This is a genomic window from Frankia sp. AgKG'84/4, assembly GCF_023242965.2.
Classification (GTDB): Bacteria; Actinomycetota; Actinomycetes; order Frankiales; family Frankiaceae; genus Frankia.
In genome coordinates, this window is sequence record NZ_JALKFU020000008.1 from 1 (window position 1) to 22,257 (window position 22,257).

Sequence of the window (22,257 nt, forward strand, 5' to 3'; positions counted from 1 at the left end):
CGAGCGAGGCCCCGGCCGCGGAGCCCGCGGCTGCCGAGCCGGCCGAGCCGGCCGAGGCCGCCGCAGAGTAGCGCGCTCCGCTTCCGTTCCACCGCACTACACCCTGATCCCAGTGGTCGGCCCGACCCGCGGGTCGAGGTCGGCCCGAGCAAGTTGACCTGACGAGGAAGGAACACGCCACCATGGCGAAGCTGTCGACCGATGAGCTGCTGGACGCGTTCAAGGAACTGACGCTGCTGGAGCTCTCGGAGTTCGTGAAGCAGTTCGAGGAGACCTTCGGCGTCACCGCGGCCGCTCCGGTCGCCGTTGCCGCGGCCCCGGTCGCCGGTGGCGCGGGCGGCGAGGCTGCCGCCGCCGAGGAGCAGGACGAGTTCGACGTCATCCTCGAGTCCGTCGGCGACAAGAAGATCCAGGTCATCAAGGAGGTCCGCGCGCTCACCAGCCTCGGGCTGAAGGAGGCCAAGGACCTCGTCGACGGCGCGCCCAAGCCGGTTCTGGAGAAGGTTGCCAAGGAGGCCGCGGACAAGGCCAAGGCGGCTCTCGAGGGCGCTGGCGCGACGGTCTCCGTCAAGTAGTTCGGCGGGCCGGCCCGCTGGGTCGGCCGCCACGCTCACCCGTGTGCCGGGGCACCTCCGAGTGCCCCGGCACGTGGCGTCTTGCGGGTAGAACACCTGGATACGCTGCTACGTAGGCGGTTGAGCGACTCGGACCGTTCGTGACGTTTCCCGAAGGGGGTTGACTGCCTCTGTCGATCGAGGTTCCATCATGTCGCGAACATTCGTCGGGAAGCAGATGCGGTGAGCAACGTTCCGTCCGCGCGGTCCTACCACGCACGTTCTTGCCAGCGGTGTGCCTGTCGGCTACACTGCTAGTTTGCGCTGCCCTTTTCGTCGCATCGGCTCCGCCAGCACCGGTTTCGCGGTGAGGTTGGGCTCTGAAGTGGGGGTCCCGTACGCGCCGCCAGGCGGCCCGGCCTACAGAGTCGGAAGCCGTGTCCGCGGTGGGGATCGGTATGACGCCGGGGGCGCGTTGGCCGTGCTGGTGCGTGGCACGGCTGTATGGCAGCCACATCGAGGATCCCAACGCCCGTGCACCGACCCGTTGTTCTCGGCGGACACCGGCGTCGCCGCGCGCTCGCGCCGCGACGACGATTTGGCATGCCCGCGGTCAGCCGCACGCCTGCCCTGCCGCACGCCTGCGGTTTCGCGGACCGACGGGCCAGGACCGACTATTCCCGCTGCGGGACGACGGCCGACTGCGACCGCGCGACCGGCCACCGGGTGCCCCGGTATGGCCGCCGCACCCGGGTGCCTCGCGGTCATCCTCTCACCGGCGGGCTTCCCCCGCCGCTGTTCCCGACAACCGTAGCGAGATACTGATCACCTGACCACCCCCGACGGATCCTTGACGTCCGCGACGCCAGCCCGACGATCAGGCCACCGGAAGGACCACCTTGGCCGCCTCGCGCTCTTCCTCCCGCATCTCGTTCGCTAAGATCATCGAGCCCCTCGAGGTCCCGGACCTCCTTGCTCTTCAGACGCAGTCCTTCGATTGGCTGATCGGCAGTGACGCCTGGGCGGAGCGGGTTCAGGAGGCCATCGACTCGGGTCGGGACGATGTTCCGATCGCCTCCGGTCTGGAGGAGGTCTTCGAGGAGATCTCCCCGATCGAGGACTTCTCGGGCTCCATGTCCCTGTCCTTCCGGGACCACCGGTTCGAGCCGTCCAAGTACTCCGTGGAGGAGTGCAAGGACAAGGACATGACCTACTCGGCCCCGCTGTTCGTGACGGCCGAGTTCACCAACAACACCACCGGTGAGATCAAGAGCCAGACGGTCTTCATGGGCGACTTCCCGCTCATGACGCCCAAGGCGACCTTTGTGATCAACGGGACCGAGCGGGTTGTGGTCAGCCAGCTCGTGCGCTCACCCGGGGTGTACTTCGAGCGCAGCCTCGACAAGGCGTCGGACAAGGACCTCTACTCCTGCAAGGTGATCCCCTCCCGGGGCGCCTGGCTCGAGTTCGAGATCGACAAGCGGGACACCGTCGGCGTCCGCATCGACCGCAAGCGTCGCCAGTCCGTCACTGTGCTGCTCAAGGCACTCGGCTGGGACGAGGCGCGGATCCTCGAGCGGTTCGGCGACTTCCCGTCGATGCGGGTGACCCTGGAGAAGGACCACACGGCCAGCCAGGACGACGCGCTGCTGGACATCTACCGCAAGCTGCGCCCTGGCGAGCCGCCGACGCGGGAGTCGGCGCAGACCCTGCTGGAGAACCTCTTCTTCAACCCGAAGCGCTACGACCTGGCCAAGGTCGGTCGCTACAAGGTCAACAAGAAGCTCTCCCTCGATGTGGCGTACGACGTCGGCGTCCTGACCGAGGACGATGTCGTACGCACGATCGAGTACGTCGTCAAGCTGCACGCGGGCGCCGACCCGGCCGACTACGAGGTCGACGACATCGACCACTTCGGCAACCGGCGCCTGCGCTCGGTCGGCGAGCAGATCCAGAACCAGGTCCGCCTGGGCCTGGCCCGGATGGAGCGGGTCGTCCGCGAGCGGATGACCACCCAGGACGTCGAGGCGATCACGCCGCAGACCCTGATCAATATCCGGCCGGTCGTCGCCTCCATCAAGGAGTTCTTCGGCACCAGCCAGCTTTCACAGTTCATGGACCAGACCAACCCGTTGGCTGGGCTGACTCACAAGCGTCGGATGAATGCGCTTGGCCCAGGTGGTCTTTCTCGGGAGCGGGCTGGCTTCGAGGTCCGCGACGTGCATCCCAGCCACTACGGCCGGATGTGCCCGATCGAGACGCCAGAAGGCCCGAACATCGGCCTGATCGGCTCGCTGTCGACCTTCGCGCGGATCAACCCGTTCGGCTTCGTCGAGACGCCGTACCGCAAGGTCGTGGACGGCCGCGTCACCGACCAGATCGACTACCTGACCGCTGATGAGGAAGATCGGCACGTCAAGGCGCAGGCGAACGCGCCGCTGCAGCCGGACGGAACCTTCGCCGAGGACCGCGTCCTGGTCCGCCGAAAGGGCGGTGAGGTCGAGTTCATCCCGCCGGACGAGGTCGACTACATGGATGTCTCGACCCGTCAGATGGTCTCTGTGGCCACCGCCATGATTCCGTTCCTGGAGCACGACGACGCCAACCGCGCGCTCATGGGCTCGAACATGCAGCGCCAGTCGGTGCCGCTGCTGCGGTCCGAGGCGCCGCTGGTCGGCACCGGCATGGAGGCGCGGGCGGCCAAGGACGCCGGTGACGTGGTCGTGGCGACTCAGGCCGGTGTCGTCGAGGACCTTTCGGCGGACTACATCACCGTCATGCACGACGACGGCACCCGGCGCACCTACCGGCTGGCGAAGTTCCGCCGGTCGAACCAGGGCACCTGCATCAACCAGAAGCCGATTGTGAACGAAGGCGACCGGATCGAGGCCGGCCAGACGATCGCGGACGGCCCGTGCACCGACAACGGCGAGATGGCGCTCGGTAAGAACATGCTGGTCGCCTTCATGCCGTGGGAGGGGCACAACTACGAGGACGCGATCATCCTGTCGCAGCGTCTCGTGCAGGACGACGTGCTCTCCTCGATCCACATCGAGGAGCACGAGGTCGACGCCCGGGACACCAAGCTCGGCCCGGAGGAGATCACCCGGGACATCCCGAACGTCGCGGAGGAGGTCCTGGCCGACCTCGACGAGCGCGGGATCATCCGGATCGGCGCCGAGGTCTCGCCCGGCGACGTCCTGGTCGGCAAGGTCACCCCGAAGGGCGAGACCGAGCTGACCCCGGAGGAGCGGCTGCTGCGCGCAATCTTCGGTGAGAAGGCCCGCGAGGTCCGCGACACCTCGCTGAAGGTGCCGCACGGCGAGTCCGGCAAGGTCATCGGTGTCCGGGTGTTCGCCCGCGAGGACGGCGACGAACTCCCGCCCGGCGTCAACGAGCTGGTCCGGGTGTACGTCGCCCAGAAGCGCAAGATCACCGATGGCGACAAGCTCGCCGGCCGGCACGGCAACAAGGGCGTCATCGCCAAGATCCTCCCGGTCGAGGACATGCCGTTCCTCGAGGACGGCACTGCCGTCGACGTCGTGCTCAACCCGCACGGCGTGCCGCGCCGGATGAACATCGGCCAGATCCTGGAGACCCACCTCGGGTGGGTGGCCAAGACCGGCTGGCAGGTCGACACCGGCCAGGAGGAGTGGAAGGAGCGGCTGCGCGGCATCGGCGCGGACGCCGCCCCGCCGGGGACCAACGTGGCGACCCCCGTCTTCGACGGCGCCCGCGAGGAGGAGATCACCGGCCTGCTCGACTCCACCCTGCCGAACCGCGATGGTGTCCGGCTCATCGGCTCCTCCGGCAAGGCGACCCTGTTCGACGGGCGCACCGGCGAGCCCTACCCGTACCCCGTGGCCGTCGGCTACATCTACATCCTCAAGCTCCTCCACCTGGTCGACGACAAGATCCACGCTCGTTCGACCGGCCCCTACTCGATGATCACGCAACAGCCCCTGGGCGGTAAGGCGCAGTTCGGCGGCCAGCGGTTCGGCGAGATGGAGGTGTGGGCGCTGGAGGCGTACGGCGCCGCCTACGCCCTGCAGGAACTGCTGACCATCAAGTCCGACGACGTCGTGGGCCGGGTCAAGGTCTACGAGGCGATCGTCAAGGGCGAGAACATTCCGGAACCCGGTATCCCGGAGTCGTTCAAGGTGCTCATCAAGGAGATGCAGTCGCTGTGCCTCAATGTCGAGGTGCTTTCCAGCGACGGTGTGCAGATCGAGATGCGTGACACCGACGAGGACGTCTTCCGTGCGGCGGAGGAACTCGGGATCGACCTGTCCCGGCGCGAGCCGAGCAGCGTCGAGGAGGTCTGACCGGCCGCCGGGGGCCCGGCCCACCTGACCTGAGGTGGCAGCGGGCCCCCGGCGAGCCGGCCCGACTCCAGCGTCCCGACCGAGAAAGAGAGAGCAGGCGACAGTCTTGCTGGACGTCAACTTCTTCGACGAACTGCGCATCGGTCTTGCCACCGCGGACGATATCCGCCAGTGGTCGCACGGCGAGGTCAAGAAGCCGGAGACGATCAACTACCGCACCCTGAAGCCGGAGAAGGACGGACTCTTCTGCGAGAAGATCTTCGGTCCGACCCGGGACTGGGAGTGCTACTGCGGTAAGTACAAGCGGGTCCGCTTCAAGGGCATCATCTGTGAGCGCTGTGGCGTCGAGGTCACCCGGGCCAAGGTCCGCCGCGAGCGGATGGGGCACATCGAGCTGGCCGCCCCGGTCACCCACATCTGGTACTTCAAGGGTGTCCCGAGCCGTCTCGGCTACCTGCTCGACCTGGCGCCGAAGGACCTCGAGAAGGTCATCTACTTCGCCGCCTACATGATCACGCGGGTTGACACCGACGCGCGCCACCGCGACCTGTCCACTCTCGAGGCCCGTATCGGCGTCGAGAAGCAGCAGCTCGAGGACCGCAAGAACGCCGATGTCGAGACCCGGCAGAAGCGGCTCGAGGGCGACCTCGCGCAGCTCGAGGCCGAGGGTGCCAAGGGCGACGCGCGCCGTAAGGTCCGCGAGTCGGCCGAGCGCGAGATGCGCCAGATCCGCGACCGCGCGCAGCGCAAGATCGACGACCTCGACCGGGTCTTCGACCGCTTCAAGAACATGAAGGTCCAGGACCTGGAGCCGGACGAGCTGCTCTACCGCGAGCTGCGCGACCGGTTCGGCCAGTACTTCGACGGCGGCATGGGCGCCGAGGCGCTGCAGCGCCGGCTGGCCGACTTCGACCTGGCCGCCGAGGCGGACTCGCTGCGCGAGACCATCCGCAGCGGCAAAGGCCAGAAGAAGGCCCGCGCGCTCAAGCGGCTCAAGGTCGTCTCGGCGTTCCTGAACACCCGCAACTCCCCGATGGGGATGGTGCTCGACTGTGTCCCGGTGATTCCGCCGGATCTGCGCCCCATGGTGCAGCTCGACGGTGGCCGGTTCGCGACGTCGGACCTGAACGACCTCTACCGCCGCGTGATCAACCGGAACAACCGGCTCAAGCGGCTGCTCGACCTCGGCGCGCCCGAGATCATCGTCAACAACGAGAAGCGGATGCTGCAGGAGGCCGTCGACGCGCTGTTCGACAACGGCCGCCGCGGCCGTCCGGTCACCGGTCCCGGTAACCGCCCGCTCAAGTCGCTGTCCGACATGCTCAAGGGCAAGCAGGGCCGGTTCCGCCAGAACCTGCTCGGCAAGCGCGTCGACTACTCCGGCCGATCGGTCATCGTCGTCGGCCCGCAGCTCAAGCTGCACCAGTGCGGCCTGCCCAAGCAGATGGCGCTGGAGCTGTTCAAGCCGTTCGTGATGAAGCGCCTGGTGGACCTCAACCACGCGCAGAACATCAAGTCGGCGAAGCGGATGGTCGAGCGGGCCCGCCCGGTCGTCTGGGACGTGCTCGAAGAGGTCATTACCGAGCACCCGGTGCTGCTCAACCGGGCGCCGACCCTGCACCGCCTCGGCATCCAGGCCTTCGAGCCGCAGCTCGTCGAGGGCAAGGCCATCCAGATCCACCCGCTGGTCTGCACCGCGTTCAACGCGGACTTCGACGGCGACCAGATGGCGGTGCACCTTCCGCTGTCCGCCGAGGCGCAGGCCGAGGCCCGGATCCTGATGCTGTCGAGCAACAACATCCTCTCGCCGGCGTCCGGTCGACCGCTGGCGATGCCCAGCCTCGACATGGTCACCGGGGTGTTCCACCTCTCGACGCTGTCCGATGGCGCGATCGGCGAGGGCCGCTCGTTCTCCTCCGTCGCCGAGGCGCAGATGGCCTACGACGCGCGGGAGATCGGGCTGCAGGCGAAGATCAACGTGCGGCTGCGGGACACCACCCCGCCGTCGGACTGGACGCCGCCCGCGGAGTGGATCACCGGGGATCACTTCACCCTGGAGACCACGTTCGGCCGCTGCCTGCTCAACGAGGCGCTGCCGGAGGGCTACCCGTTCATCAACGAGCAGCTGAACAAGAAGGCCCAGGCCACGATCGTCAACGACCTGGCCGAGCGGTACCCGAAGATCCAGGTCGCGGCGACCCTGGACGCCCTGAAGAGCGCCGGTTTCTACTGGGCCACCCGGTCCGGTGTCACCGTCGCCATCGAGGACGTCGTCGCGCCGCCGCGCAAGGCCGAGATCCTCGACGAGTACGAGCAGCGGGCCGACCGGGTGCAGAAGCAGTTCGACCGCGGCTTCCTGTCCGACGAGGAGCGCCGCAGCGAGCTGGTCCAGATCTGGACCGAGGCGACGAACAAGATCGCCGAGGCCATGGAGGCGAACTTCCCGAAGACCAACCCGGTCTACGTGCTGGTCAACTCCGGGGCCGCCGGAAACATGATGCAGATCCGGCAGCTCGCCGGCATGCGTGGACTGGTCTCCAACCCCAAGGGTGAGATCATCCCGCGGCCGATCAAGGCGAACTTCCGCGAGGGCCTCACCGTGCTCGAGTACTTCATCTCGACGCACGGCGCCCGTAAGGGTCTGGCCGACACCGCCCTGCGTACCGCCGACTCCGGCTACCTGACCCGCCGGCTCGTCGACGTCAGCCAGGACGTCATCGTCCGCGAGGAGGACTGCGGGACCGAGCGCGGCATCCTCACCCGGATCGCCCGCGCCGGCGCCGACGGCACGCTGGTGCGCGACCGCTACGCCGAGACCTCGGCGTACGCCCGCACGCTCGCCTCCGACGCGGTCGACGAGAGCGGGGAGATCATCGTCCCCGCCGGCACCGATGCCGGGGACGTGGCGATCGGCCAGATCATCGAGGCGGGCATCGAGCAGGTGCGGGTCCGCTCGGCGCTGACGTGCGAGTCCCGGATGGGGGTGTGCGCCCAGTGCTACGGGCGCTCGCTGGCCACCGGCAAGCTCGTCGACGTCGGCGAGGCCGTCGGCATCGTCGCCGCGCAGTCCATCGGCGAGCCGGGCACCCAGCTCACGATGCGTACCTTCCACTCGGGTGGCGTCGCCGGCGACGACATCACGCAGGGTCTGCCGCGTGTCGTCGAGCTGTTCGAGGCGCGTAGCCCGAAGGGCAAGGCGCCCATCACCGAGGTCTCCGGTCGGGTGAAGATCGAGGAGACCGACAAGACCTTCAAGGTCGTGGTGGTGCCGGACGACGGCAGCGAGGAGATCGCCTACCCGGTCTCGCGCCGTTCCCGGCTGCGCGTCCGTGAGGGCGACCGCATCGAGGTCGGCAACCAGGTCGTCGACGGTGCCGTCGACCCGCACGAGGTGCTGCGCATCCTCGGCCCGCGCCAGGTCCAGCTTCACCTGGTCGAGCAGGTCCAGGAGGTGTACCGGTCGCAGGGTGTGTCCATCCACGACAAGCACATCGAGATCATCATCCGCCAGATGCTCAAGCGGGTGAACGTGCTCGAGTCGGGTGAGACCAACCTGCTGCCCGGCGAGCTGTGCGAGCGGGCCCGGTTCGAGTCCGAGAACCGTCGGGTGGTCGAGACCGGCGGTCAGCCGGCGTCGGCCCGCCCGGTGCTCATGGGCATCACGAAGGCGTCGCTGGCCACCGAGTCGTGGCTGTCGGCGGCCTCCTTCCAGGAGACGACGCGAGTGCTCACCGACGCGGCGATCAACGCGCGCTCGGACTCGCTCGTCGGCCTGAAGGAGAACGTCATCATCGGAAAGCTGATCCCGGCCGGTACCGGTATCTCCCGGTACCGCAACATCCGGGTGGAGCCGACCGAGGAGGCCCGCGCGGCGATGTACTCCGTCGGGGCGTACGAGGACGGCGCGAGCGTCGAGTACGGCGCTTTCGGTACGGGCTCCGGCCAGGCAGTACCGCTGGACGAGTTCGACTTCCGCAGCACCGGCGACTACCGCTGATCCGGCGGTGCCCCGGCCGGCATGGCCTGGCCGGGGCACCGGTGACCGGATGGCGACGGCGGCCTGGCTTCCCCTCGGACGACGGGGAGCCGGGCCGCCGTTTCGGCGTTTGTGCTCCTGCGCTGCTGTGAACCCGCGCTAGGTGCCCCCGCGCTGCTGTGCCCGCGATCTTTGGAGGATGAGCCCGCGGTGACGAACACGCTGACGCCGTCGTGGCCGGAGCTGCGCGCCGGCGGCCTGGTGTTCGAGGACGACACGATGCTCGCGCTCGACAAGCCGGCCGGCATCTCGGTGATGGGGGAGCGGCACGACACCGACCTCGTCCGGCTCGCCGCTGCGGCCGGTGAGGAGCTGTTCCCCGTGCACCGCATCGACAAGGCCACCTCGGGCCTGGTGCTGTTCGCCCGCGAACTGCGGTACCACGGCGACCTCACGCGCCAGTTCCAGCGGCGCACGGTGGACAAGGGCTACCTGGTGCTCACCCGGACCCGCGGCCTGCCCGCGGTGGGCACCATTGACCTGCCACTGAGCGTGGGGCGCAAGAACCGGGTCCGGATCGCCGCGAACCGCGGCGACATCGTTACCCGCGTCACCGCGCATTCCGCGTCCGGCGACGCGGTGGGGCACTGGTCGGTCCCGGCGGGCGCGGTGTTCGGGCATGTCCGCAGCTATCCGTCAGTGACCCAGTTCCGCCGGTTGTGGGAAGGCGGCGACGCCACGCTGCTCCTGGCCACTCCAATCAGCGGGCGGCGGCATCAGATCCGGGTGCATCTGGCCTGGATCGGACATCCGATCGAGGGCGATCCGCTTTTCGACCGCACGGCCACGTCGCGCACCCTGCTGCACTCCTGGCGCCTGGCGCTTGACAGCGGGGGGATCCGCCGGCGGCTCGAGGCGGACCCGGGCGGCGACTTCTGGGCTCCGGTCGGGGACCTCGTGCCCCCGGATCTGCCGGGCGCCCTGTCCGGTCTGCTGCCCTGGCCGGTGCCGCCGGTGCCGCCGGTGCCGCCGGTGCCGCCGGTGCCGTCGTGGCTGCTGGAGTCGGGCGACTGAGCGGTCATGGCAGGGGTCGGGCGCGATCTGCTCGCCCGGCGGCCCCGCGCTACGGCCTGATCGGGCCGTAGGCGGCTTCGCGTAGCTCCCCGTAGGCCTGGGTAAGGTCGGGAAGCTGGTAGTGGGCATTGAGGCCGCTGGGGTTCGGCAGCAGCCAGATGGCCGCCGGTCCCAGTGTCTCGGGCTGGCGGCCGACGCGGGCGGTGCGCCGCCGGAAGCCCAGGCGATAGGCGGCCAGGCCGAGGAAGGCGACCCAGGCCGGCTCGATCCGCTCGACCAGCTCGCCCAGGCGGGTGACGCCGGCCCGAATCTCGTCGTCGTCGATCTCGTCGGCGCGGGCGGTGGAACGCGGGACGAAGTTCGTGATGCTGATGCCGCGGCTGGTCAGCTCGCCGGTCTCGCTCGGGTGCAGCCGGCGCGGGGTGAAGCCGGCGAGGTGCAGCACCGGCCAGAGGCGGTTGCTGGGCGTGCCGAAGTGGAATCCGGTGGCCCCGGACTCCAGCGACGGGTTGATGCCGCACAACAGGACGGTGGTGCGCGGCGCGACGAGGTCCCCGACCGTGGTGCCGTACGCGGCCAGGAGCTGTTCCCTGGTGGGTCGGATCGGGCGGCCGTCGGCGCGCCGCGGTGGTCCCGGAGTGGCCGCCGGCCCGGGTGGATCTCCGTCAACTGCGTCGAACATGTCCGCGGAGCCTCCGTAGCAGGTATCGTGCTGATCTGTACAGCCTGCCAGTGTCACGGTGGCGTCGGTCGGTCCCCTGGATCCGTTGGTTCCAGGAAGGTCGCTCGGTTCCCGATTGCTCGCCTGGTGGGTCGCGTGAGGTCCGGCCGCCCCGCTCCGCGGGTAGTGGATTGTCGGCCTCGGCGCGCCGACCAGGCTGTTCGGGTGTAGTTGCGTTCACCGTGGGCCTGTGGCTGTCTGCGCGGGAGGTCGTTCGGTACCCCGTTCGACACGTGACGCGGCTGTGGAGTACTGTTGATGCCCGTGGCCAGGGTCCGCGTGACTCTGGCGTGCGTCCCGTACTTCGATGTGGCGCCGTGGCGCTGAACGTGTTGACGTAACGTCGCCGTTCAGGGGTCCGTCGGCGACTGTCGAGCTCGGTTCCGCAAGGCGGCCGGGCGGGCTGGCGTGCTCTCCACAAGTGGTTTGGATCATCGAAATCCTTGATCCAAATTTACTGGGACAGCGCGACACACCCGACCGCGTGGGTCGGAAGTAGCGACTGGAGCCGACAGGGTGGCTCGCGGTACGGGTCGCGAAGGAAACGCAGGTAGGCCGGCGGACCGGTCTGGTTGCCCAAGGCAGTACGACGAGGCGTCACAGGAACGGGAGCGGCGTTGCCCACGATCCAGCAGCTGGTCCGAAAGGGCCGGCAGGACAAGGTCGAGAAGACCAAGACCCCGGCACTCAAGGGGAGCCCTCAGCGTCGTGGTGTGTGCACCCGCGTCTACACGACCACCCCGAAGAAGCCGAACTCGGCGCTGCGCAAGGTGGCACGAGTCCGGCTGAACAGCGGGATCGAGGTCACCGCCTACATTCCCGGCGTCGGCCACAACCTGCAGGAGCACTCGATCGTGCTCGTCCGCGGTGGGCGAGTGAAGGATCTTCCGGGCGTTCGTTACAAGATCGTCCGAGGCGCGCTCGACACGCAGGGCGTCCGTAACCGCAAGCAAGCTCGCAGCAAGTATGGCGCGAAGAAGGAGAAGGGCTGATGCCGCGCAAGGGGCCCGCACCCAAGCACGCCGTCGTGGTCGACCCGGTCTACGGGTCGCCGCTGGTGACCGCGCTGGTGAACAAGGTGCTGATGAGCGGCAAGAAGTCCGTCGCGGAGCGCATCGTGTACGGCGCGCTCGAGGGTGCGAAGAACAAGACCGGCAACGACCCGGTCGTCACGCTGAAGCGGGCGCTCGACAACGTCAAGCCGACGCTGGAGGTGCGCAGCCGCCGGGTCGGTGGCGCCACCTACCAGGTGCCGGTCGAGGTTCGCGCCGGCCGCAGCACGACCCTGGCGCTGCGCTGGCTCGTCGGCTACTCCCGGGCCCGTCGTGAGAAGACGATGACCGAGCGGCTGATGAACGAGCTCATCGACGCGAGCAACGGCCTCGGCGCGAGCGTGAAGCGCCGGGAGGACACCCACAAGATGGCGGAGTCCAACAAGGCCTTCGCCCACTACCGCTGGTAGCTCGACATGCCATCTGACGTTCCTTCCGCGCTGGCCAGGACCCGCAACATCGGGATCATGGCCCACATCGACGCGGGCAAGACCACCACGACCGAGCGCATCCTCTTCTACACCGGTGTGAACTACAAGATCGGTGAAGTGCACGAGGGTGGCGCCACCATGGACTGGATGGAGCAGGAGCAGGAGCGGGGAATCACGATCACCTCCGCGGCCACCACCTGCGTCTGGCGTGACCACACCATCAACATCATCGACACGCCCGGCCACGTCGACTTCACGGTCGAGGTCGAGCGTTCGCTGCGCGTCCTCGACGGCGCGGTCGCGGTGTTCGACGCCGTCGCCGGTGTCGAACCGCAGAGCGAGACGGTCTGGAAGCAGGCCGACCGCTACGACGTCCCGCGGATCGCCTTCGTCAACAAGATGGACCGCGTCGGCGCGGAGTTCCACCGCTGCGTCGAGATGATGGTCGACCGCCTCGACGCGACGCCCGCCGTCGTCCAGCTGCCCTGGGGCGTCGAGTCGGACTTCCGCGGCGTGATCGACCTGGTTCGGATGAAGGGCCTCCTCTGGCAGTCGGAGGACAAGGGCGCTTCGTACGACACGGTCGACATCCCGGCCGACCATGTCGAGGCCGCGCAGGAATGGCGCGACAAGCTGGTCGAGACTGTCTCCGAGAACGACGACGAGCTGATGGAGCTCTACCTCGAGGGCGTCGAGCCCACCGAGGAGCAGCTCGTCGCCGCGCTGCGTCGGGGCACGCTGGCCAGCAAGATCAACCCGGTGCTGTGCGGCTCCGCCTTCAAGAACAAGGGCGTCCAGCCCATGCTCGACGCGGTCGTCGACTACCTGCCGAACCCGCTGGAAATCGGTGCCACCGTCGGTCACTCGGTCAAGGACGAGGCCCTCGAGGTCCGTCGTGAGCCGTCCGAGGACGAGCCGTTCTCCGCCCTCGCCTTCAAGATCATGAGTGACCCGTACGTGGGCAAGCTGACCTACATCCGGGTGTACTCGGGCAAGATCAGCGGTGGCTCCCCGGTCCTGAACTCCACGAAGGACCGCAAGGAGCGGATCGGCCGCATCCTCCAGATGCACGCCAACCACCGGGAAGACCGCGAGGGCGTCAGCGCGGGCCAGATCGTCGCCGTGGTGGGGCTGAAGAACACCACGACCGGCGACACGCTCTGCGACCCGAACGCTCCGGTGATCCTGGAGTCGATGACGTTCCCGGCACCGGTCATCCACGTGGCGATCGAGCCGAAGACGAAGGCCGACCAGCAGAAGCTGGGCACCGCGATCCAGCGGCTCGCCGAGGAGGACCCGACCTTCCAGGTCCGGACCGACGAGGAGACCGGCCAGACGATCATCGCTGGCATGGGCGAGCTGCACCTCGACGTGCTGGTCGACCGGATGCGCCGCGAATACGGCGTCGAGGCGAACGTCGGCAAGCCGCAGGTCGCCTACCGGGAGACCATCCGCCGCAAGGTGGAGAAGGTCGACTACACCCACAAGAAGCAGACGGGTGGTTCCGGGCAGTACGCCCGAGTGATCATCAGCCTGGAGCCTTCCGGCGGCGACGGCGGTGGCTACGAGTTCCAGAACAAGGTCACCGGCGGTCGCATCCCCAAGGAGTACATCCCCTCGGTGGACGCCGGCTGCCAGGAGGCCATGGAGTTCGGCGTTCTCGCCGGATACCCCCTGGTCGACGTCAAGGTGACTCTCCTGGACGGGCAGTTCCACGACGTGGACTCCTCCGAACTCGCCTTCAAGATCGCGGGTTCGATGGCGTTCAAGGACGCCGCCAGGAAGGCAGACCCGGTGCTGCTCGAGCCGCTGATGGCCGTCGAGGTCACCACGCCCGAGGACCACATGGGCGACGTGATCGGCGACCTGAACTCGCGCCGTGGGCAGATCCAGGCGATGGAGGAGCGGGGCGGTTCCCGCATCGTGCGGGCAACGGTGCCGCTCTCGGAGATGTTCGGCTACGTCGGCGACCTGCGGTCGAAGACGTCCGGCCGGGCCAGCTACTCGATGCAGTTCGACTCCTACGCCGAGGTTCCCGGGAACGTCGCCAAGGAGATCATCGCCAAGGCCAGGGGGGAGTAACCGCCCTCGAGGCGTGAGCATCACCCCCCAGCTGACTACACCAGCACGACACCACCCGTCCTTGGAGGGACACCCGTGGCGAAGCAGAAGTTCGAGCGGACCAAGCCGCACGTCAACATCGGCACCATCGGTCACATCGACCATGGCAAGACCACGCTGACGGCCGCGATCACCAAGGTCCTGCACGACGCGTACCCGGACCTCAACCCCTTCACGCCGTTCGACCAGATCGACAAGGCGCCGGAGGAGAAGGCCCGCGGCATCACGATCTCGATCGCGCATGTCGAGTACCAGACCGACTCGCGTCACTACGCGCACGTCGACTGCCCGGGTCACGCGGACTACATCAAGAACATGATCACCGGTGCCGCGCAGATGGACGGCGCGATCCTGGTGGTCTCCGCGACTGACGGCCCGATGCCGCAGACGAAGGAGCACGTGCTGCTCGCTCGTCAGGTCGGCGTGCCGTACATCGTCGTCGCGCTGAACAAGGCCGACATGGTGGACGACGAGGAGATCCTGGAGCTCGTCGAGCTCGAGGTTCGCGAGCTGCTGAGCTCCTACGAGTTCCCTGGCGACGACGTTCCGGTCATCCGTGTCTCCGCGCTCAAGGCGCTGGAGGGTGACAAGGAGTGGGGCGCCAAGCTGCTCGAGCTCATGGCCGCGGTCGACGAGTCGATCCCCGAGCCTAAGCGTGACATCGACCGGCCGTTCCTCATGCCGATCGAGGACGTCTTCACGATCACCGGTCGCGGCACGGTCGTCACCGGCCGTATCGAGCGTGGAATCGTCAAGGTCTCCGAGACGATCGAGATCGTCGGCATCAAGCCCGAGACGACCACCACGACCGTCACCGGCGTCGAGATGTTCCGCAAGCTGCTCGACGAGGGCCAGGCGGGTGACAACGTCGGTCTGCTCCTGCGCGGAATCAAGCGCGAGGACGTCGAGCGCGGCCAGGTCGTCGTGAAGCCGAAGTCGATCACCCCGCACACGGTGTTCGAGGCTCGCGTCTACATCCTGAACAAGGACGAGGGCGGCCGCCACACGCCGTTCTTCAAGAACTACCGGCCGCAGTTCTACTTCCGCACCACCGACGTGACCGGCGTCGTGACCCTCCCCGAGGGCACCGAGATGGTCATGCCGGGCGACAACACCGAGATGACGGTCGAGCTCATCCAGCCGATCGCCATGGAGGAAGGTCTGCGCTTCGCCATCCGCGAGGGTGGCCGGACCGTCGGCGCCGGCCAGGTTCTGAAGGTTCTCAAGTAGCAGTCGCGGGCGGTGGGTCCGAGGTGACCCACCGCCCGCATTGCTGCTCGCGCGGTCTTCCCCACCGGGCCGCAGACGTGGCAGGCAGTGACACGGCAGGCAATCACGAGACAGCGGTAACCGGCAGATTCCCACCGCCGGCGGCGGGCGCCAACCGGCGCGGGGGAATCTACGGGCGGTGACCCGGTAGCGGTACCGGCCGGACGAGACAGACAGGACAGGCGAAGCCCACCATGGCGGCACAGAAGATCCGCATTCGGCTCAAGGCCTATGACCACGAGGTCATCGACAGCTCGGCGCGGAAGATCGTCGAGACGGTGACCCGGACGGGTGCGCAGGTCGCGGGACCGGTGCCGCTGCCGACGGAGAAGAACATCTACTGCGTCATCCGGTCGCCGCACAAGTACAAGGACAGCCGCGAGCACTTCGAGATGCGGACGCACAAGCGGCTGATCGACATCCTTGACCCGACGCCGAAGACGGTCGACTCGCTCATGCGCCTCGACCTCCCCGCCGGCGTCGACATCGAGATCAAGCTGTAAGAGGGGCCGGCGCAGTCATGCTCATCCGCAACTACAGAGGGATCCTGGGCACCAAGCTCGGGATGACCCAGGTATGGGACGCGAACAACCGCGTCGTGCCGGTCACCGTCATCAAGGCCGGCCCCAACGTCGTCACGCAGGTCAAGACGCCTGACTCGGACGGCTATTCCGCCGTCCAGCTCGGCTATGGCGAGATCGACCCGCGCAAGATCAACAAGCCGGCTCGTGGGCACTTCGCGACCAGCGCCGCCACCCCGCGGCGTCACCTCGCCGAACTGCGGACCGCGGACGCCGTCAAGTACAGCCCGGGCCAGGAGCTGACCACCGAGGTCTTCTCCCCGGGCGTCGTCGTCGACGTCACCGGTACTTCCAAGGGCAAGGGCTTCGCCGGTGTCATGAAGCGTCACGGCTTCAAGGGCCTGGGCGCCGGACACGGTGTCGAGCGCAAGCACCGCTCGCCGGGATCGGTCGGCGGTTGCGCCACCCCCGGCAGGGTCTTCAAGGGCCTGCGGATGGCTGGCCGGATGGGCCACGCCCGCACCACGACCCCCGGTCTGATCGTTCACGCGGTGGACGCCGAGCGCGGCTACCTGCTGGTGAAGGGTGCGGTGCCCGGCCCCGACGGCGGACTCGTCTTCGTGCGCAGCGCGGCCAAGCGCCCGGCGCCTGAGGACTTCGCCCCGAACGCGGCCACCACTGCTGGTGAGGAGGTCTCGGCATGACCCCGGTGGCGACCGCATCCGACTCGGATGCCACTACGCGCACCATCGCGGTGCACGCGCCGAACGGTGGTGACGGCGGCAGCGTCGACCTGCCCGCCGGCGTGTTCGACGTACCGCTGAACGTGCCGCTGATCCACCAGGTCGTGGTAGCGCAGCTCGCGGCGGCCCGCCAGGGCACGCACGACACCAAGACCCGTGGCGAGGTTCGCGGCGGTGGCCGCAAGCCGTACCGGCAGAAGGGCACCGGCCGCGCCCGGCAGGGCTCACTGCGCGCGCCGCAGTTCGCCGGCGGTGGCGTGGTGCACGGCCCGACCCCGCGCAAGTACGACCAGCGCACCCCGAAGAAGATGAAGGCCGCCGCCCTGCGCGGTGCCCTCTCCGACCGGGCGCGCAACAACCGGGTGCACGTCGTGTCCTCGCTGGTCTCCGGTGAGGCGCCGTCGACGAAGGCCGCCGTGATCGCGCTGCGCACGATCGCTGACACCCGTCGGGTGCTCGTGGTCGCCAGCCGTCGGGACGACCTGACCTGGCGCAGCCTGCGCAACGTCGAGTCGGTGCACCTGCTCGACCCGGGTCAGCTCAATACCTATGACGTGCTGGTGAGCGACGACGTCGTGTTCACCGAGGAGGCGCTCACCGCGTTCCTCGCCCGCGCCAGCCAGCCGGCGTCGCCGAATGCCGCCGGTGCGGAGGAGGACAAGTGATTCCCGACCCGCGTGACGTGATCCTGCGGCCGGTGGTCTCGGAAAAGAGCTACAGCCTGCTCGACGAGAACGTCTACACCTTCGTCGTGCACCCGGACGCGAACAAGACGCAGATCAAGCTCGCGGTCCAGCAGATCTTCAAGGTGCGCGTCCTGCGGGTGAACACCATCAACCGGCAGGGCAAGCGCAAGCGGACCAAGTCCGGCTGGGGTCAGCGTTCCGCTACCAAGCGGGCGCTGGTCAGCCTCGCGCCGGGTGACACGATCGAGATCTTCGGAGGTCCCGGTGCCTGAGCGCACGCGCCGCGAGGCGCTGGCCGTGGGCCAGGGATCGACGGGCCACGCCTCTCAGTGGCAGGGACGGTAGGAAGCCATGGGTATTCGGAGATACAAGCCGACGACGCCTGGGCGTCGTGGCGCGAGCGTGGCCGACTTCGTCGAGATCACTCGTGATCACCCGGAGAAGTCGCTGGTCCGCCCGCTGCACTCGAAGGGCGGGCGTAACGTCCACGGCCGGATCACCACCCGGCACCAGGGCGGCGGCCACAAGCGGGCGTACCGGATCATCGACTTCCGGCGGGACAAGGACGGCGTGCCGGCCAAGGTCGCGCACATCGAGTACGACCCGAACCGCACCGCGCGCATCGCGCTGCTGCACTACGCCGACGGCGAGAAGCGCTACATCCTCGCCCCTGTCAAGCTCAAGCAGGGCGACCAGGTCAGCTCCGGGGTCGGCGCGGACATCAAGCCCGGCAACGCGCTGCCGCTGCGCAACATCCCGACCGGTACGGTGATCCACAACATCGAGCTGCGGCCCGGTGGCGGTGCGAAGATCGCTCGTAGCGCCGGTGCCAGCGTGCAGCTCGTGGCGAAGGACGGCCCGTACGCCCAGCTGCGGATGCCCTCGGGTGAGATCCGCAACGTGGACGTGCGCTGTCGCGCGACCGTCGGCGAGGTCGGCAACGCCGAGCAGAGCAACATCAACTGGGGCAAGGCCGGCCGGATGCGCTGGAAGGGCCGTCGGCCCACCGTGCGTGGTGTCGCCATGAACCCGGTCGACCACCCGCACGGCGGTGGCGAGGGCAAGACCTCCGGTGGTCGCCATCCGGTCAACCCGAAGGGTCGTCCGGAGGGCCGCACCAGGGCTCACAAGAAGGCCTCCGACGCGCTCATCGTGCGTCGTCGTAAGCAGAACAGGCGGCGGTAGTGACCTCAGGAACCCTGGCCACCGTGATCCGCGCGCTGCCTCACCCCACCCACCGAATCTGAGCAGGAAGGAGGAGACACAGCCATGCCACGCAGTTTGAAGAAGGGCCCGTTCGTCGACGACCACCTGCTCAAGAAGGTGGACGTCCAGAACTCCAAGGGCACCAAGCACGTCATCAAGACCTGGTCCCGGCGTTCCACCGTGATCCCCGACATGCTGGGGCACACGATCGCCGTGCACGATGGCCGCAAGCACGTCCCGGTCTTCATCACCGAGGGCATGGTCGGGCACAAGCTCGGCGAGTTTGCCCCGACCCGGACGTTCCGTGGCCACGTCAAGGAGGACCGGAGGTCACGCCGTGGCTGACGATCTTGTTGACGGCCTGACCCGGGCGGGTCTGCCGGGCGCCAAGGCGTCCGCCCGCTACGTGCGGCTGTCGCCGACGAAGGCCCGCCGGGTCGTCGACCTGGTCCGTGGCCGCTCGGTCAGCGAGGCGCTGGACATCCTGCGGTTCGCCCCGCAGGCGGCCAGCGAGGACGTGTACAAGGTCGTCGCCAGCGCCGCGGCGAACGCCGAGAACAACCACAGCCTCGACCCGGCGACACTCTGGGTCGGCGAGGTGTACGTGGACGAGGGGCCGACGCTCAAGCGCATCCGCCCCCGCGCCCAAGGCCGGGCCTACCGGATCCGCAAGCGCACCAGCCACATCACGGTCGTGGTGGAGAGCCGGGAACCGGTCGCCGCCGCGGCTGGCCGGGGCGCGAAGACGACAAGGAGGGCCCGGTAGTGGGGCAGAAGGTCAACCCGCACGGGTTCCGACTTGGCATCACGTCGGAATTCACGTCCCGCTGGTACGCCGACAAGCTGTACAAGGCGTACGTCGGTGAGGACGTCAAGATTCGCAAGATGATGTCGAAGGGCATGGAGCGGGCCGGTATCAGCCGGGTCGACATCGAGCGGACCCAGGGTCGGCTGCGGGTGGACATCCACACCGCGCGCCCGGGCATCGTCATCGGTCGTCGTGGCGCCGAGGCCGACCGCATCCGTGGCGACCTGGAGAAGCTCACCGGCAAGCAGGTGCAGCTCAACATCCTCGAGGTCAAGAACCCCGAGGTCGACGCGCAGCTCGTCGCCCAGGGCGTGGCCGAGCAGCTCTCCAGCCGGGTCAGCTTCCGCCGCGCCATGCGCAAGGCGATGCAGACCGCGATGAAGGGTGGCGCGAAGGGGATCCGGGTGCAGTGCTCGGGTCGCCTCGGTGGCGCCGAGATGAGCCGGTCGGAGTTCTACCGCGAGGGTCGGGTGCCGCTGCACACGCTGCGCGCGGACATCGACTACGGCTTCTACGAGGCCCGGACGAACTTCGGCCGCATCGGCGTGAAGGTCTGGATCTACAAGGGCGACATCGTCCAGAGCCGCGCCGAGCGCGAGGCTCAGGAGGCGCTGCAGCGCCAGACCCGCCGGGACCGGCCGCGACGCGGACCGCGCTCCGGCTCGTCCGGCACCACCCAGGGCGGCACCGACGCCGGCCGCGCGGCGGCGCGCAACGAGCGCCGCGGTGGCCGTGGTGGCGCCAACACGTCCGCGCCCGAGGCGACCGCGTCCGACGCGGCGTCGACGGGCCCCGCGGAGGTCGGCGCGCCCGAGTCGGCGAGTGCCACGCCCGAGACAAAGGCTGCCCCCGAGGCAAAGGCCACCGAGACCAAGGCGGCCCCTGAGGCGCAGGCCGCCGTCGTCGAAACGGCTGCCGCGCCGGCTGCGGGCACTCCGGAGAAGGCGGAGGAATAGATCATGCTGATTCCTCGGAAGGTCGCGCACCGCAAGCAGCACCACCCCAGGCGTACTGGTGCGGCCAAGGGCGGCACGAAGATCACCTTCGGTGAGTACGGGATCCAGGCGCTCGAGTCCGCGTACGTGACGAACCGGCAGATCGAGTCGGCGCGAATCGCGATGACCCGGCACATCCGCCGTGGTGGCAAGGTCTGGATCAACATCTACCCCGACCGCCCGCTGACGAAGAAGCCGGCCGAGACCCGGATGGGTTCCGGTAAGGGCTCGCCGGAGTGGTGGATCGCGAACGTCAAGCCGGGCCGCGTGCTCTTCGAGCTGTCCGGGGTCGACGAGGCCGTGGCGCGCGAGGCCATGCGGCGCGCTATCCACAAGCTGCCGATGAAGTGCCGGTTCGTGGTTCGTGAAGGTGGTGCGTGATGGCAGTCGCTACCGCGGACGAACTGCGGGGCCTGTCGGGCGATGAGCTCGTCGACAAGCTTCGGGAGGCCAAGGAGGAGCTGTTCAACCTCCGCTTCCAGGGCGCGACCGGGCAGCTCACCAACAACCGTCGGTTGCGGTCCGTGCGGCGTGATATCGCCCGGATCTACACGGTGATGCGCGAACGCGAGTTGGGGATCACCGAAGATCCCGCGCTGGCCGGCGCGGCGGACGATGATGCGACGCAGTCGGAACGGGCGTGAGGGCAGTGGCAGACGAGACGGCCTCCCAGGAGGCTTCGCAGGAGACGGCCGCGGCGACCGCGGACCGCGGCTTCCGCAAGGTCCGCGAGGGTCTGGTGGTCAGCGACAAGATGGCCAAGACCGTCGTGGTCGCGGTTGAGGACCGTGTGCAGCACCCGCTGTACGGCAAGACGATCCGCCGGACCAAGAAGATCAAGGCGCACGACGAGAGCGGTACCACCGGTGTCGGCGACCGCGTGCTCCTGATGGAGACCCGGCCGCTTTCCGCCACCAAGCGTTGGCGTGTCGTCCAGGTCCTGGAGCGGGCCAAGTAGTTCCGGGGCGGTTTGTCCCTCCGGGGCGGAGCCCCGACCAGGCAGGACCGGTTGATCTGTAGTACCGGGTGATCAGGAGCGGAAAGTGATTCAGCAGGAGTCGCGACTTCGGGTCGCCGACAACACCGGGGCACGGGAAATTCTGTGCATCCGGGTGCTTGGCGGCTCTGGGCGTCGTTACGCGGGGATCGGCGACATCATCGTCGGCACGGTCAAGGATGCCCTGCCCGGCGCCGGCGTGAAGCGCGGCGACGTGGTCAAGGCGGTCGTGGTGCGTACCACCAAGGAGCGCCGGCGGCCCGACGGCTCCTACATCCGTTTCGACGAGAACGCCGCGGTGCTCATCCGGGACGGTGGCGACCCCCGGGGGACCCGCATCTTCGGCCCGGTTGGCCGCGAGCTGCGGGACAAGAAGTTCATGAAGATCATTTCTCTGGCGCCGGAGGTGCTGTGACCGTGGCCGCGTTGAAGATCAAAAAGGGTGACACGGTCCAGATCATCACCGGCAAGGACCGCGGTCTGAAGGGGAAGGTCATCCGGGCCTACCCCGAGCTGAACAAGGTGCTCGTCGAGGGCGCGAACCGGATCACCCGGCACACCCGCGTCCAGCAGAGCGCGCGTGGCTCGCAGTCCGGGGGGATCGTCACCCAGGAGGCGCCGATCCACGTGAGCAACGTGATGATCGTCGACCCGTCGGACGGTAGGCCCACTCGCATCGGTTTCCGGGTCAACGAGGACGGCACCAAGGTCCGTATCTCCCGGCGCACCGGCACCGAGCTGTAGGCCGAGCGAGCAGTCGAGCATTGGGAATCGAGAT

Annotated in this window: 22 protein-coding genes; 21 read left to right on the top strand and 1 reads right to left on the bottom strand. The window is 68.4% G+C overall.

Translation table 11 applies throughout. The annotated features are described in order from the left end of the window. The first annotated feature begins 182 nt into the window (after window positions 1-182). The 4 genes from rplL (at window position 183) to MXD58_RS01540 (ending at window position 9,929) form a co-directional block, all read left to right on the top strand. Window positions 183-575 carry a 50S ribosomal protein L7/L12 gene (gene rplL / locus MXD58_RS01525; protein WP_248838693.1) on the top strand — a complete coding sequence of 131 codons (393 nt, stop codon included), beginning with the start codon at window positions 183-185 and terminating at the stop codon, window positions 573-575. An 878-nt stretch (window positions 576-1,453) separates the two neighbouring features. Continuing rightward, window positions 1,454-4,879, top strand: a complete 3,426-nt coding sequence (gene rpoB / locus MXD58_RS01530) for a DNA-directed RNA polymerase subunit beta (RefSeq protein WP_248838694.1) — start codon at window positions 1,454-1,456, stop codon at window positions 4,877-4,879. Between the two features lie 106 nt (window positions 4,880-4,985). Beyond that, a complete protein-coding gene (locus MXD58_RS01535) occupies window positions 4,986-8,876 on the top strand; it encodes a DNA-directed RNA polymerase subunit beta' (RefSeq protein ID WP_248838695.1) in 3,891 nt (1,296 codons plus the stop codon). A gap of 189 nt (window positions 8,877-9,065) precedes the next feature. Beyond that, a complete protein-coding gene (locus MXD58_RS01540) occupies window positions 9,066-9,929 on the top strand; it encodes an RluA family pseudouridine synthase (RefSeq protein WP_518476941.1) in 864 nt (287 codons plus the stop codon). Between the two features lie 49 nt (window positions 9,930-9,978). Here MXD58_RS01540 and mug read toward each other — a convergent pair whose 3' ends face one another. After that, on the bottom strand, window positions 9,979-10,611 hold the full coding sequence (mug, locus tag MXD58_RS01545; protein WP_248838696.1) for a G/U mismatch-specific DNA glycosylase: 633 nt from the start codon (window positions 10,609-10,611) through the stop codon (window positions 9,979-9,981). 656 nt (window positions 10,612-11,267) lie between these two features. On the opposite strand from mug, the gene rpsL reads away from it, so the two are divergent. The 17 genes from rpsL to rplX all read left to right on the top strand — a co-directional run bounded on the left by rpsL (window position 11,268) and on the right by rplX (window position 22,223). After that, on the top strand, window positions 11,268-11,642 hold the full coding sequence (rpsL, locus tag MXD58_RS01550; protein ID WP_248819720.1) for a 30S ribosomal protein S12: 375 nt from the start codon (window positions 11,268-11,270) through the stop codon (window positions 11,640-11,642). After that, on the top strand, window positions 11,642-12,112 hold the full coding sequence (gene rpsG, locus MXD58_RS01555; protein WP_101832667.1) for a 30S ribosomal protein S7: 471 nt from the start codon (window positions 11,642-11,644) through the stop codon (window positions 12,110-12,112). The genes rpsL and rpsG overlap by 1 nt, the downstream gene beginning before the upstream one ends. Before the next feature lie 6 nt (window positions 12,113-12,118). Next, the gene (gene fusA / locus MXD58_RS01560; protein ID WP_248838697.1) at window positions 12,119-14,215 is read left to right on the top strand and encodes an elongation factor G; all 2,097 of its coding nucleotides are present in this window, start codon (window positions 12,119-12,121) and stop codon (window positions 14,213-14,215) included. A gap of 75 nt (window positions 14,216-14,290) precedes the next feature. Beyond that, on the top strand, window positions 14,291-15,484 hold the full coding sequence (gene tuf, locus MXD58_RS01565) for an elongation factor Tu (protein ID WP_248819692.1): 1,194 nt from the start codon (window positions 14,291-14,293) through the stop codon (window positions 15,482-15,484). 233 nt (window positions 15,485-15,717) lie between these two features. Further along, a complete protein-coding gene (gene rpsJ, locus MXD58_RS01570) occupies window positions 15,718-16,026 on the top strand; it encodes a 30S ribosomal protein S10 (RefSeq protein WP_007514815.1) in 309 nt (102 codons plus the stop codon). 17 nt (window positions 16,027-16,043) lie between these two features. Further along, window positions 16,044-16,748 carry a 50S ribosomal protein L3 gene (rplC, locus tag MXD58_RS01575; RefSeq protein ID WP_248838698.1) on the top strand — a complete coding sequence of 235 codons (705 nt, stop codon included), beginning with the start codon at window positions 16,044-16,046 and terminating at the stop codon, window positions 16,746-16,748. Continuing rightward, window positions 16,745-17,452 carry a 50S ribosomal protein L4 gene (rplD, locus tag MXD58_RS01580; RefSeq protein ID WP_248838699.1) on the top strand — a complete coding sequence of 236 codons (708 nt, stop codon included), beginning with the start codon at window positions 16,745-16,747 and terminating at the stop codon, window positions 17,450-17,452. The genes rplC and rplD overlap by 4 nt, the downstream gene beginning before the upstream one ends. Further along, window positions 17,449-17,745 carry a 50S ribosomal protein L23 gene (gene rplW / locus MXD58_RS01585; RefSeq protein ID WP_248838700.1) on the top strand — a complete coding sequence of 99 codons (297 nt, stop codon included), beginning with the start codon at window positions 17,449-17,451 and terminating at the stop codon, window positions 17,743-17,745. Before rplD ends, rplW begins: the two co-directional genes overlap by 4 nt. A gap of 79 nt (window positions 17,746-17,824) precedes the next feature. After that, the gene (rplB, locus tag MXD58_RS01590; RefSeq protein ID WP_248838701.1) at window positions 17,825-18,658 is read left to right on the top strand and encodes a 50S ribosomal protein L2; all 834 of its coding nucleotides are present in this window, start codon (window positions 17,825-17,827) and stop codon (window positions 18,656-18,658) included. 84 nt (window positions 18,659-18,742) lie between these two features. Continuing rightward, on the top strand, window positions 18,743-19,024 hold the full coding sequence (rpsS, locus tag MXD58_RS01595; protein WP_009740524.1) for a 30S ribosomal protein S19: 282 nt from the start codon (window positions 18,743-18,745) through the stop codon (window positions 19,022-19,024). After that, window positions 19,017-19,445, top strand: a complete 429-nt coding sequence (rplV, locus tag MXD58_RS01600; RefSeq protein WP_248838702.1) for a 50S ribosomal protein L22 — start codon at window positions 19,017-19,019, stop codon at window positions 19,443-19,445. The genes rpsS and rplV overlap by 8 nt, the downstream gene beginning before the upstream one ends. Further along, on the top strand, window positions 19,445-20,443 hold the full coding sequence (gene rpsC, locus MXD58_RS01605; protein WP_248838703.1) for a 30S ribosomal protein S3: 999 nt from the start codon (window positions 19,445-19,447) through the stop codon (window positions 20,441-20,443). Before rplV ends, rpsC begins: the two co-directional genes overlap by 1 nt. Before the next feature lie 3 nt (window positions 20,444-20,446). Further along, the gene (gene rplP / locus MXD58_RS01610) at window positions 20,447-20,863 is read left to right on the top strand and encodes a 50S ribosomal protein L16 (RefSeq protein ID WP_248838704.1); all 417 of its coding nucleotides are present in this window, start codon (window positions 20,447-20,449) and stop codon (window positions 20,861-20,863) included. Further along, entirely contained in the window at window positions 20,863-21,126 is a 264-nt protein-coding gene (rpmC, locus tag MXD58_RS01615) for a 50S ribosomal protein L29 (protein WP_248838705.1), read from the top strand. Before rplP ends, rpmC begins: the two co-directional genes overlap by 1 nt. Then, a complete protein-coding gene (rpsQ, locus tag MXD58_RS01620) occupies window positions 21,123-21,440 on the top strand; it encodes a 30S ribosomal protein S17 (RefSeq protein ID WP_518476947.1) in 318 nt (105 codons plus the stop codon). The genes rpmC and rpsQ overlap by 4 nt, the downstream gene beginning before the upstream one ends. Before the next feature lie 85 nt (window positions 21,441-21,525). Next, window positions 21,526-21,894 (top strand): 50S ribosomal protein L14, encoded by a 369-nt coding sequence (rplN, locus tag MXD58_RS01625; RefSeq protein WP_009740518.1) that lies wholly within the window; start codon window positions 21,526-21,528, stop codon window positions 21,892-21,894. Between the two features lie 2 nt (window positions 21,895-21,896). Further along, on the top strand, window positions 21,897-22,223 hold the full coding sequence (gene rplX / locus MXD58_RS01630) for a 50S ribosomal protein L24 (protein ID WP_248838706.1): 327 nt from the start codon (window positions 21,897-21,899) through the stop codon (window positions 22,221-22,223). Window positions 22,224-22,257: the final 34 nt, after the last annotated feature.